Source organism: bacterium, assembly GCA_040757115.1.
Classification (GTDB): Bacteria; UBA9089; CG2-30-40-21; order CG2-30-40-21; family SBAY01; genus JBFLXS01.
The window spans coordinates 1-10,634 of record JBFLYA010000130.1; the positions used below are offsets into that span (position 1 = coordinate 1).

Consider the following 10,634-nt stretch of genomic DNA (forward strand, 5'->3'; position numbering starts at 1 on the left):
CAAGAATAGTCAATGGAGAAATAAATAATCACACAGAGACACAAAGTCACAAAGGAATTGAATAAAACAATAAACCTTTGTGTTCTTTGTGGCTTTGTGTGAGAAAATAAAAAGGAGATATTTTAGGAGATATTTTAGGGTCAACCGTGAATGTGGAATGCACAATAATTCGGTGAGGCAGAGGAAAAGGCAGCGAATTAAAGCTTTTGTCTAACCCTGCGTTGCAGTTGACGGCGGGGGACTGTGCCGTGGTCAGAGTTTTGTGGTCTCTCAAAGAGAAAAATGGGGGACGCACACAATTATCTAAGAACGATTCTAACAAATCGTTGCAGCGGACGGCGGGAGCTAACTGCTTTTCAAAAGTTTGTAGTTTATCAAAGTTTTGTCTTGCTTATAAAGTTTAGTGGCAATTCTCCCCGCCGCCGCTGAACTCAATCGTTAGGCATCTTGTCAAAGCTGAAGTATACTATGATGGTGGCGACGAGGTTAGCGCATTTTGGATTTAAACAATTAAGATTTTGAGTCTGTCCAGTATGATTTGTACTGTAGATACGAACGGTGATGAATAGTGATAGGATTTGAGATCATTGGTGAAATTAGAAATGTGGAGATAATCGCAACGGGTCAGGGAGTACATATCCGCCGCTATCTGGATCGAACCTATGGCAAGGGACACTGGCGGAAAATGAAAGGTAGAGCAACTGTGCGATTAATTGATGATACAATCTGTGAAGCCGAGATACACTGGTTTGAAGCACATGGTATAGGTCGTAAGGATTTCAAAGTCAAAAAGGTGATTCGATGAGTACATTTGTAATTTGTATCAACAACGAGAGCAATCCAGCGAGTTTGATTATAGGCAAAGTTTACCAGATTCTGCCAGACGCAGAAGCAAAGGCACATAACATGTTGCGCATTATTGATGAAGACAAATCCGAGTATGATGGTTATCTTTACCCGGTATCAATGTTCGCACCGATCACTTTGCCAAAGATAGCGGAGAGGGTATTGATGGCAACAGGTGAGAGAATACCCCTGTTGTCCCACTAAGTGCGATAAGATATTTTAGGGTCAACCGTCAATGTGAAATGCACAATAATTCGGTGAGGCAGAGGAAAAGGAAAAGACAGCGAATCAAAGCTTTTGTCTAACCCTGCGTTGCAGTTGACGGCGGGGGACTGTGCCGTGGTCAGAGTTTTGTGGTCTCTCAAAGTTTTATCTTGCTATCAAACTTTTGTGGTAATCCTCCCCGCCGCACCTGAACTTTATCGTTAGACAGATGAAAAAGAGGTTTAAATGAAGGCTATATTTAAGATTCTTTTATGGGTGAGTTTCGTCTTACTCATAGGTGGCTGCGCTGGCGGCAGATTACAAATAACAAAAGCCCAAATGCCACTACGCTCTTTTGAGGATATTCCCCAAAAGGATATTTCAATAGCAAGAGTCAAGCAAGAATTGAGAGAAGGACATTTTGATAGTGTTAAACGAGTGCTGGACGTTATCTCAAAAGAAGGATACGAAAATGAGATTGAGATTCATATGTATAGAGGGATATTATATTACTATCAAAACAGGTTACAATCTGCTCTTAATGAATTTGAAAAGTCCCTAAATCTTCTGGTCCCAACGGTTGAACAAGCTATCCAGAAAGACCTTTATGAAAACGCAGGGTATCTATATTATGACCTCAATGACTATAAAAAAGCAGCGGTCTATCTTCGCAAATGCAAAGAGTTAGGTGGAGAAGTTGAGGAAGCCGATATTGAATTCTTTGAAAAATTTCAGGGTACTCCTTACCGGATTGAGACCCAAGATCAAAGAGCGAACTTAAAGATGGATTACAAAGGAATTCCTATAGTCAAAGGCAGCATTAATGGAAGTAAGGAGCTAAGTTTTATAGTAGACACAGGAGCGCAGATGACCGTGTTGTCATCAGAGATGGCGAACAAGCTGAAGATAAAACCTCTTGTCTCTGGCAGCAAGGGAGCTGGAGCTGGTGGCGAATTTTCTGTTGATCTTGGGGTAATCGACTCATTAAGACTTGGTGATGTAATTGTCAGGAATGTCCCTGTTACTATTATTGATTCTAAGGAATTGACATTTAAGCTCTTTGGGCTTTTGACAATCTTTAAGATAGATGGGGTAATTGGACTTCCGTTACTAAAACAGTTTGATGTTACCTTTGATTACAAAGGCAAGAGACTCATCTTAGATATTCCACAGAAGACTGAAGAACCCTCATCCTTTGAAGGCAATTTTTATCTTGTGCGTGATAAGATAATGCTACCCGTAGGCATAAATGGCATTGAAGGATTTACATTCATGCTCGATACAGGTGGAGGTGGCGATCATGCTTCTATTACCCCTGAAGGTTTAGAGGAATTAAAGGATCAACAGTTAAAGATTTCTGAGCAATTAGGTGGAAGTTGGGGTGCTGGCGGTGGAGGAGTAAAGAAGATTAAAGATGTCAAGGATGTCTCCTTGAGAATGTGTGGGTTTGATATTCGGAATGTAGATCTGCGTGTAGATAAAGACCCTATAAAAGATAAACTCATCGAGATAGATGGTTTTATTGAGAATATGATATTAGAAAACTTCAAGGTAAAGATGGATTTTAGAAAGATGCAAATAACATTAGTAGACTAAATTTGAGATGCTAAAGAGAGGTTTAATTTTTTGTTCTGTCTAACCCATCGCTGCACCTGACTGCGGGGGGCTGTGCCGTAATTAGAGTTTTGTGGTATCCCAAGTTTTTATCTTGTTTACAAAGTTTAGTGGTAATTCTCCTCGCAGCAGGTGAGCTTTATCGTTAGATTCAACACTCAGAAAGGAAAGGTATTATGACTGTAACGGTTGAAAAGATTGCAAATGAAGTCAAATTGCTTCAGGAATGGGAGTTGAACGAGTTTCTGGCCTGGCTTACAGACTACGAGCTTGAACATTTTGACGAATGGGACAAGGAGATTCAACGCGATTCACAGCCGGGTGGACGCTTGCAGGTCATGCTGGATGGTGTTCGCGATGACATTTCCGCGGGAAGGACTAAACCTCTTGATGAAATCATTAACAACTCCTGATTTCTGGAATTTATACTTTTCTTTGCCTCCTGAAATCAAATCTCTAGCCAGAAGGATGTATCAATTGTGGAAGAGAAATCCGAGACATCCCTCTCTACACTTTAAGAAAGTTGGTCAGGTATGGTCTATCAGAGTCGGCGAAGGATTTCGGGCATTGGCCATGAGGGAAAGCGATACTTTCTTCTGGTTCTGGATTGGAAATCATGATGAGTATAAAAGACTTATTGGGAAGTTATGATTCGCGGAGGGTTCGCTGATTAAAGGAATGGAGATATCTAAGGAAGTTTTAGAGTCAACGGGAGATATTAGGGGCATGTCATTGACAGGTCAACCGTGAATGTGGAATGCACAATAATTCGGTGAGGCAGAGGAAAAGGAAAAGACAGCGAATCAAAGCTTTTGTCTAACCCTGCGTTGCAGTTGACGGCGGGGGACTGTGCCGTGGTCAGAGTTTTGTGGTCTCTCAAAGTTTTATCTTGCTATCAAACTTTTGTGGTAATTCTCCCCGCCGCACCTGAACTTTATCGTTAGACAGTGTGATACAATTGTGTCTCAGATTTGCGATTGTAGAAAATTAGGAGGATGGACTATGTTGACAAAAATGATTGATGTGCATGAAGTTCAATCTCATTTGCAAGGGTTGTTATCCCAAGTACTGACAGGTATGGAACTTATCTTTACGGACGGAGATAAACCAGTTGCTCGTCTTGTACCAGTTGCTGCACGAGTGGCAGGATTACACGCAGGAGCAATTTGGACAAGCATGGATTTTGATGAGCCTTTACCTGAAGAATTTTGGATGGGAAATATATGAAATTGCTCTTAGATACACACACTTTCATCTGGTGGGATAGTGAGCCAACAAAACTTTCGGTACAAGTTCTTGCATTATGCCAGAACCGAGAAAATATGTTGCTGTTAAGCGTCGCCAGCATCTGGGAAATGCAAATCAAACTTCAATTAGGGAAATTGAAGTTTTCAGTGCCTTTAAAAGAAATCATCGAGACTCAGCAACAGACAAACAATGTTAAAGTGTTACCTGTTACCTTGCCACATGTGTTGGCAGTGGAGAAATTGCCTGTCTATCATAAAGACCCATTTGATCGTCTCCTGATTGCTCAAGCTACGGTTGAAGAAGCAGTGCTCGTTACAGGGGACCCGATACTTACCAATTATCCAGTGAAAGTGGTGTGGTAATTGTGTAAAAACTAAATAGAGAATTGAAGTATTAGGAGGGTCAAACCGTGAATGTGGAATGCACAATAATTTGGTGAGGCAGAGGAAAAGGAAAAGACAGCGAATCAGAGCTTTTGTCTAACCCTGCGTTGCAGTTGACGGCGGGGGACTGTGCCGTGGTCAGAGTTTTGTGGTCTCTCAAAGTTTTATCTTGCTATCAAACTTTTGTGGTAATTCTCCCCACCGCACCTGAACTTTATCGTTAGCCACAAACTGCAATTAGAAAGAGAGGTTAAATATGCCAGAGATTAGTCGATTTTATGGTATAATCATTGGGATGTTTTATGATGATCATAATCCTCCTCATTTCCATGCTCGGTACGGAAAAGATAAGGCAGCTGTGGAAATCACTACTTTGCGGGTGTTGGAAGGGAAAATTCCTCCCCGATCATTAGGATTAGTGGTCGAATGGGCATCACAACACCAAGAAGAACTGTTACAGGATTGGGAGTTGGCCAAAAACAATCAGCCCCCCAAAAAGATTATCCCTTTAGATTAAGTGGAGGTTTTCAATGATTCATGATGTTGTTTCAGCGGTTTATAAAGGCGGGTACAAGATAAAGTTAACTTTTGATGATGGGAAAAATGGAGTTGTTGATTTTGCAAAATACTTGACGGCAGGTGGAGTCTTCACGAAATTCAAGGATGTTGAATTCTTCAAGAACTTCACAGTGAATGAAGAGTTGGGTGTCATCACCTGGAATAATGAGGTAGATGTTGCACCGGAAACACTTTATTCTGAAGCTACAGGGTCTTCTTTGCCAAGATGGATGCAATAACTATAATAGGGAGTATTAGGGTCAAACCGTGAATGTGGAATGCACAATAATTCGGTGAGGCAGAGGAAAAGGAAAAGACAGCGAATCAGAGCTTTTGTCTAACCCTGCGTTGCAGTTGACGGCGGGGGACTGTGCCGTGGTCAGAGTTTTGTGGTCTCTCAAAGTTTTATCTTGCTATCAAACTTTTGTGGTAATTCTCCCCGCCGCACCTGAACTTTATCGTTAGACTAACCACAAAAAAGGTAGAATTACACAAAATGAAAAGATACATTTTTATTGCCTTAATATTAATATTTATTTTATGGGCGATAGGTGGATTAGCTGTATGGTTATTTTTACCAAATTGGTCCATTCGTGGTACCTTCGGTGATATGTTTGGAGCTATCAATTCTCTTTTTTCTGGATTAGCGTTAGCTGGAGTGATTATTGCAATACTTCTCCAGAAAACTGAACTTGAACTGCAAAGACACGAATTAGAAATGACCAGAGAAGAACTTCACCGTGCCGCTGAGGCTCAGGAAAAATCGCAACAAGCACTTAAGCAACAGGTAGAGAATCAAAAACTTTTGGCTCAACTTGAATCCATTAATGCACTGCTTGCTTCTTATGGTGATCAAATTGAGGGAATGAAGGGAAATAGTACAGTCGTAATGACACTAAAAGAACAGTGTGAAAAGAAGATAAATAAGTTGCGTGAATCTTTGGAAAAAGTACTTTCTGACGCAGGGCTAAATTTAGAATAGAAACTTAGAGAAGAATTGGAGTCATCTCCCGAATTGAGAATTAACGCAAGCAGGAAGAAAAGAGAATTGCAAAACAAAGTTTTTGTCTAATCCAGCGATGTTCCCTGATTTTTATGAGAGGAGGCTCTGACTTGCTTCGCGTGCCCGTGAGTTTTGTCATTATGACCAAATGATGTATAGGAGACTAAATGAAATTCAGTGAACTGGTTAGATTATTAGAAGAAAATGGATTTAGAATTGTGAAAGAAAAAGGCTCAATAAGATACTATGGAAAGACTGGGTGGAATAAAATGGTTCGACTTGATTACCACGGATCAAAGGAAGTTCCTACAGGCACTTGCAATAGTATCCTAAAGGCTGCAGGAATTAAATGACCATAAGGAGGATAAGATGATTGAATTACCATATTCATTAGTAATTGAAGCTACGGAAGAACCAGACTATTTTGGTTTCTATTCCCTGGATTTGGAAGGCTTTTCAGGCATAGGACATTCTGTAGAAGATTGTTTGTACCAGGCTAAGTGGGGAATGAAAGAACATGTTGCTTTACTAAGGGAACAAAGGATTCCAGTCCCTCCTGAGAACCCAAAAGCTAAGATTATTATTCAGAATGAAAGAAAATTAGATGTGGCAATGGTCTAACAAATCGCTGAAGCTGACGGTGCTTCGCACCGCAGCTTAGCTTTATCGTTAGACCCTGAGAGGAACAAGAGCATATGTCAAACTTTGAGCACATATTCGAGACCTATAGGAAAGCCGAAGTCAAGAAGTTCACAGAAATAGCGGACAATATTCGCTCTCTCGATGATCTTTCCTCTCTGCTCTTATGTCTCCTTTAATTATGCTTACTGAAAGAATAAGCGATATACATTTTATCCAGTATAATCGTCAACGCATCCTTTCTCTATTAACCTGCCTTTTTCTCGTCTGGCTTATGGTCAGGAGCTTTAAAGAGATGCAAACCATTGGTCAGATTTGTCCAGCAACCAGCTTGATTACATTCAGTAATCTCCTGATGAAGGACTACCTCTTTCCCCATTTGAGCTTACTTCAATTTTTCTCTCCTTTTATTTTTATATTAATTTTAACTTTGGCCAGTCCTTCAGGAAGAACCGTATCTTCACGGTATACTATTCTACAATTTTTTTGAATAACTAAAAGATTTTTTTAAGTTTTAATCTAAAAAATGGACTATCTTAACCCTAAATTTTAAATGAAGTTAAGGCAATATTAAAAATAAATTGCTATCTTATGCGGTTTTTTATTACTTATTCCGCCTCAACGGGTGACCTTTTCCTGAACTTAAGCTTGATAAGAAATGTTGAAATCTTACAGGAGCAAATCGTTCTTAATTTGGAAATAATATCCATTATCTGCATGCCTAATATAATTATTCCCAAGATTGCAAGGGAGATGAAAACAGTTCCAAATTTAATCGCAGAAGGTGAGTTGCCATAATAATTAGGCAGTGCCTTTGCAGAGAGCATAATGGCAAATGCCTGCAATGTAATCCATATCCCGCCTATAACCAATAAGGCGATAATTGTCTGTCTTAATACAAAATGCCACCTGTTACGATTGCTCCGCCGACGCAACAACAATAATAACTCGTGAACCGGCATCAGTAAAGCCGACAAAAGATAAAATAATCCGCTTATTCCGCTCCCAGGTAGACCCACTGCCATTTTAGTGTCCTTTCTCATACATGGCAAAACGCCGCCTCAATATTAATTCACTCCACATTGCCTCTAACATAAAAATACTGTTAATAGTGCGCAGGACGAAAAATGAGGAAATGCTTGTTAAAATCAACCCCCCTTCTTTCTTACTGCGCATGTGTAAAAGTGCCGGTATCAAGACTGCCGGTGCATCAATTACATACCCAAAAAGAAAAAGAGGGTTTGCAAATAAAATAGCCAATAAAGGCAAAAGCAGAAGATAGGCCACCGATGCAAAAATTCCATCCCACATAGCTATGGCAATAAGTAGACGCAGGTAGCGAATCCTTGCTATTTTGCTCCAATGCACGCACACATTTTGTATAAAACCGTGTGACCAGCGTTTTAGTTGTTTTTTCATAAGTGAAAAATTATGGGGTTCAATAGGATAGGCAAACGCCTCAGGAACAAATACTACTTTGCGGCCTAATTCGTAAAAACTCCATGTCAAATCCACATCTTCTGCCAGAGTCCTATTAGACCAGCCTCCGTTTTGCTTTAAAATATCTGTTCTGTAGGCAGAAAAACAACCGGAGGAAATGAGGGGTTTTTCATAATAATCCTGTATCTGCTTATAAAAGGAAAAAGCAAAGAGATATTCAATATAACGGCCGCGTTCCCAGACCGTCTTTACATAACGAGGGAGCACAAAACCGCAGACTGCCGCAGCATTACTTGCCTTAAGGGCATTCAGCATTTTCTCCACTGCATCAGACTCCAAAATAGTATCAGCGTCAATGGCCATAGTGAATTGGGTAGTTACATCCTTTAAAGCGTAGTTCTGGGCACCTGCCTTTGAGCCAGTGTTATATGGCGGCCTGATAACTGTAACTCCAAGTTCAAGTGCTACTTCAAAAGTATTATCAGTAGAACAGTCATCCACCACTATAATTTCATCAGGGGGAACTGTTTGATTCTTTAAACTCATTATTGTATCGGCTATGCTCTTTTCTTCATTGTATGCCGGGATTATGACAGTCAAGTTACTCAATTTTTTTACTGATAGGAAATTGCTTTTTTGAGTGTTTTGGGTATTATATCCATTTGTGCCCATTGTGAGGATATTTTACCACAAATTTTATCCTTTGTCAACAAAAAATTCAAAAAAATTCGACTCTTTTAAAAAAAATCCAAAAATTAGTATCGAAAATCTGCTCGATTAGGACAAAATCATAAAAATGGACATTGCCAATAGTGATTTTGGACACACTTATCCTCCGGAAGGTCCTTGGAAGGTCATAAAAGAAAGGACTAAAAAGTAGGTGAGAATTATGAAGGGTATCATCTTCCCTGCCAGAAACCATTATAAAACCATCTCTTCGTCCCTGGCATATTCTTCAGGATTTCCTCAATATCTTCTTTTTTGCAGATAATCTCTAACATCCGCATATTACCACCACATTCCGGACACTTCAATGGGTCGATACAAAAATATCCTAAAATCTTCTATACAAACCAATGACTTTCCCCGCAATCTTTATATCCTCTGCAGATACCAGTATTGGTTCCATCTTAGAATTCGCTGGCTCTAATCTCACCAATGATGTGCTTTCACGATAATAATATTTCACTGTAGCATCTCCTCCCACAAGTGCTACAACTATATCCCCATTATCGGCTATTTTTTGCCTTCTAACAATCACATAATCCCCTGACAAAATCCCTGCTTCAATCATACTATTCCCTTCTACCTTAAGTGCAAAACACTTAGTATTGCTGACTAAATCTTTACCTAAGATAATCTCACCCTCAATATTCTCCAAAGCCAGTAATGGTAGCCCTGTCTGAATCCTTCCTACTTTTGGAACCTTCACATACTCATCTTCTAATCTCTGTCTTTTATGCTCAACCAACAATTCTATAGCCCTGGGTTTGGTTGGGACCTTCCTCAGATAGCTTTTCTCTTGTAACGACTTGAGATGGGCAAAAGGTGCACAAGGAGATTTTAGTCCCAAATGACTCTGTATCTCCCTTACCGTAGGTGGGTAACCACATCTCTGGATATTCTCCAGACAAAAGTCTAATACCTGTTGTTGTTTTTCGGTTAATTTAATTCCTTTGGCATGCTCATCACCTCCAATTATTATAATACATATGTTCTAATTAGAATATACCATATAATCTTCAGAATGTCAAGTAATTTTTTGGAGGGTGTTGAAAAAGTCGTTTTTTAGGAAAGGGTAGTTTTTGGAGGGGTGAATTTTCTAAAAACTGCAAAACTGCCTCCCTCTTTGAATTTAAACCTCTCCTTTTTAACCTTTCTTTTTATTTTTCTTAATCTTTCGTAACTATTCAGCACAATTATTCGATCTGTGCGGTTAGAAGAGAAACTTCCCCGCATTAAGGTTAAAGACGTACTCTCCCTTCTCCGCCGCTGGCGGGGGGATTAAGGATGTGAAAATCTTCTCAACTACCATTTCAATACAGGTCGCAACTATTGCATAAACTCTGGCAATTGACCTTCGAACAAGAGATTCAGACCCTGAATTGAACCAATTCCATTCTTCTTGCATGTCGAAATATAGCTCCGAATCCGGCAGAATATTTTAGCCCCTTCCAGCGACCTGAAACAACCAGAAATCTTTTGCTGAACTTTAGTCATACGAATATCATTTGGGTGTGGCTATTCTTAAACGACAGGAGATTTATTGTATCTCCTATGGTTATGTAAAAAAGAGTTAATAAAAAAGTTCCCTCCGGGTATAGATATAAAGTAGCCATCTTAATATCTCTATCAGAGATAGTCTATTTTCAGTTATCTTTGTGTTCTTTGTGTCTCCTTTGAGAACTTTGTGTTTAATAATGTAGGTATCCTTAATTTAACCACAAACTTTACGAAGTTTTTCACAACGCTCACAGAGATATAGACTTATAATGTAATGTTCTTTATAAACAGATTCCTTAAAAAGGAACAGGAAGGCTGTTTTAACCGTCGTCCAAAAGTAGCCACACCCATATCATTTTCACTCTGGTTGTTAGTAAAAGGAACATCTTTGTCTCCCATAAACCTTAATGTCTCATTCTCATAGTCCCTTAGCCGTTCCAGAAGATTATGTGCCTTTGTCTTCTTTGGTCTGCCCC

At 39.6% G+C, this 10,634-nt stretch carries 16 protein-coding genes and 2 pseudogenes; 12 read left to right on the plus strand and 6 right to left on the minus strand.

Annotation, left to right across the window (positions count from 1 at the left end; genetic code table 11):
- The first annotated feature begins 571 nt into the window (after window positions 1-571).
- The 12 genes from AB1422_11875 to AB1422_11930 all read left to right on the plus strand — a co-directional run bounded on the left by AB1422_11875 (window position 572) and on the right by AB1422_11930 (window position 6,477).
- Window positions 572-805 carry a hypothetical protein gene (locus AB1422_11875; protein MEW6620013.1) on the plus strand — a complete coding sequence of 78 codons (234 nt, stop codon included), beginning with the start codon at window positions 572-574 and terminating at the stop codon, window positions 803-805.
- Window positions 802-1,050: a hypothetical protein gene (locus AB1422_11880; GenBank protein ID MEW6620014.1), complete on the plus strand. Its 249-nt coding sequence runs from the start codon at window positions 802-804 to the stop codon at window positions 1,048-1,050. The genes AB1422_11875 and AB1422_11880 overlap by 4 nt, the downstream gene beginning before the upstream one ends.
- Window positions 1,051-1,296: 246 nt before the next feature.
- Complete coding sequence (locus AB1422_11885) at window positions 1,297-2,646, plus strand: aspartyl protease family protein (protein ID MEW6620015.1); 1,350 nt, start codon at window positions 1,297-1,299, stop codon at window positions 2,644-2,646.
- Between the two features lie 194 nt (window positions 2,647-2,840).
- Window positions 2,841-3,077 (plus strand): hypothetical protein, encoded by a 237-nt coding sequence (locus tag AB1422_11890; protein MEW6620016.1) that lies wholly within the window; start codon window positions 2,841-2,843, stop codon window positions 3,075-3,077.
- Complete coding sequence (locus AB1422_11895) at window positions 3,055-3,315, plus strand: hypothetical protein (protein ID MEW6620017.1); 261 nt, start codon at window positions 3,055-3,057, stop codon at window positions 3,313-3,315. Before AB1422_11890 ends, AB1422_11895 begins: the two co-directional genes overlap by 23 nt.
- A gap of 351 nt (window positions 3,316-3,666) precedes the next feature.
- A complete protein-coding gene (locus tag AB1422_11900) occupies window positions 3,667-3,891 on the plus strand; it encodes a toxin-antitoxin (TA) system antitoxin (protein MEW6620018.1) in 225 nt (74 codons plus the stop codon).
- Window positions 3,888-4,274: a type II toxin-antitoxin system VapC family toxin gene (locus AB1422_11905; GenBank protein MEW6620019.1), complete on the plus strand. Its 387-nt coding sequence runs from the start codon at window positions 3,888-3,890 to the stop codon at window positions 4,272-4,274. The genes AB1422_11900 and AB1422_11905 overlap by 4 nt, the downstream gene beginning before the upstream one ends.
- Window positions 4,275-4,551: 277 nt before the next feature.
- Window positions 4,552-4,812, plus strand: coding sequence for a DUF4160 domain-containing protein (locus AB1422_11910; protein ID MEW6620020.1), 261 nt, complete (start codon window positions 4,552-4,554; stop codon window positions 4,810-4,812).
- Between the two features lie 13 nt (window positions 4,813-4,825).
- Complete coding sequence (locus AB1422_11915; GenBank protein ID MEW6620021.1) at window positions 4,826-5,092, plus strand: DUF2442 domain-containing protein; 267 nt, start codon at window positions 4,826-4,828, stop codon at window positions 5,090-5,092.
- Window positions 5,093-5,349: 257 nt separating this feature from the next.
- Complete coding sequence (locus AB1422_11920; protein MEW6620022.1) at window positions 5,350-5,835, plus strand: hypothetical protein; 486 nt, start codon at window positions 5,350-5,352, stop codon at window positions 5,833-5,835.
- A 188-nt stretch (window positions 5,836-6,023) separates the two neighbouring features.
- Window positions 6,024-6,209: a type II toxin-antitoxin system HicA family toxin gene (locus AB1422_11925; protein ID MEW6620023.1), complete on the plus strand. Its 186-nt coding sequence runs from the start codon at window positions 6,024-6,026 to the stop codon at window positions 6,207-6,209.
- A 16-nt stretch (window positions 6,210-6,225) separates the two neighbouring features.
- Entirely contained in the window at window positions 6,226-6,477 is a 252-nt protein-coding gene (locus AB1422_11930; GenBank protein ID MEW6620024.1) for a type II toxin-antitoxin system HicB family antitoxin, read from the plus strand.
- Between the two features lie 265 nt (window positions 6,478-6,742).
- Here AB1422_11930 and AB1422_11935 read toward each other — a convergent pair whose 3' ends face one another.
- The 6 genes and pseudogenes from AB1422_11935 to AB1422_11960 form a co-directional block, all read right to left on the minus strand.
- The gene (locus AB1422_11935) at window positions 6,743-6,874 is read right to left on the minus strand and encodes a hypothetical protein (protein ID MEW6620025.1); all 132 of its coding nucleotides are present in this window, start codon (window positions 6,872-6,874) and stop codon (window positions 6,743-6,745) included.
- A gap of 229 nt (window positions 6,875-7,103) precedes the next feature.
- Window positions 7,104-7,538 carry a hypothetical protein gene (locus AB1422_11940; protein ID MEW6620026.1) on the minus strand — a complete coding sequence of 145 codons (435 nt, stop codon included), beginning with the start codon at window positions 7,536-7,538 and terminating at the stop codon, window positions 7,104-7,106.
- Window positions 7,522-8,607 carry a glycosyltransferase family 2 protein gene (locus AB1422_11945; GenBank protein MEW6620027.1) on the minus strand — a complete coding sequence of 362 codons (1,086 nt, stop codon included), beginning with the start codon at window positions 8,605-8,607 and terminating at the stop codon, window positions 7,522-7,524. The genes AB1422_11940 and AB1422_11945 overlap by 17 nt, the downstream gene beginning before the upstream one ends.
- 382 nt (window positions 8,608-8,989) lie before the next feature.
- A complete protein-coding gene (gene lexA / locus AB1422_11950) occupies window positions 8,990-9,649 on the minus strand; it encodes a transcriptional repressor LexA (GenBank protein MEW6620028.1) in 660 nt (219 codons plus the stop codon).
- 338 nt (window positions 9,650-9,987) lie between these two features.
- Window positions 9,988-10,164 (minus strand): annotated as a pseudogene (locus tag AB1422_11955) (IS66 family transposase).
- 342 nt (window positions 10,165-10,506) lie between these two features.
- A pseudogene (locus AB1422_11960) lies at window positions 10,507-10,634 on the minus strand (transposase).

Coding starts and splice junctions, on each gene's coding strand:
- AB1422_11890 (MEW6620016.1), top strand. CDS start 2,841: ATGACTGTAACGGTTGAAAAGATTGCAAATGAAGTCAAATTGCTTCAG.
- AB1422_11880 (MEW6620014.1), top strand. CDS start 802: ATGAGTACATTTGTAATTTGTATCAACAACGAGAGCAATCCAGCGAGT.
- AB1422_11915 (MEW6620021.1), top strand. CDS start 4,826: ATGATTCATGATGTTGTTTCAGCGGTTTATAAAGGCGGGTACAAGATA.
- AB1422_11905 (MEW6620019.1), top strand. CDS start 3,888: ATGAAATTGCTCTTAGATACACACACTTTCATCTGGTGGGATAGTGAG.
- AB1422_11935 (MEW6620025.1), bottom strand. CDS start 6,874: ATGGGGAAAGAGGTAGTCCTTCATCAGGAGATTACTGAATGTAATCAA.
- AB1422_11910 (MEW6620020.1), top strand. CDS start 4,552: ATGCCAGAGATTAGTCGATTTTATGGTATAATCATTGGGATGTTTTAT.
- AB1422_11920 (MEW6620022.1), top strand. CDS start 5,350: ATGAAAAGATACATTTTTATTGCCTTAATATTAATATTTATTTTATGG.
- AB1422_11885 (MEW6620015.1), top strand. CDS start 1,297: ATGAAGGCTATATTTAAGATTCTTTTATGGGTGAGTTTCGTCTTACTC.
- AB1422_11900 (MEW6620018.1), top strand. CDS start 3,667: ATGTTGACAAAAATGATTGATGTGCATGAAGTTCAATCTCATTTGCAA.
- AB1422_11895 (MEW6620017.1), top strand. CDS start 3,055: ATGAAATCATTAACAACTCCTGATTTCTGGAATTTATACTTTTCTTTG.
- AB1422_11925 (MEW6620023.1), top strand. CDS start 6,024: ATGAAATTCAGTGAACTGGTTAGATTATTAGAAGAAAATGGATTTAGA.
- AB1422_11930 (MEW6620024.1), top strand. CDS start 6,226: ATGATTGAATTACCATATTCATTAGTAATTGAAGCTACGGAAGAACCA.
- AB1422_11945 (MEW6620027.1), bottom strand. CDS start 8,607: ATGGGCACAAATGGATATAATACCCAAAACACTCAAAAAAGCAATTTC.
- AB1422_11940 (MEW6620026.1), bottom strand. CDS start 7,538: ATGAGAAAGGACACTAAAATGGCAGTGGGTCTACCTGGGAGCGGAATA.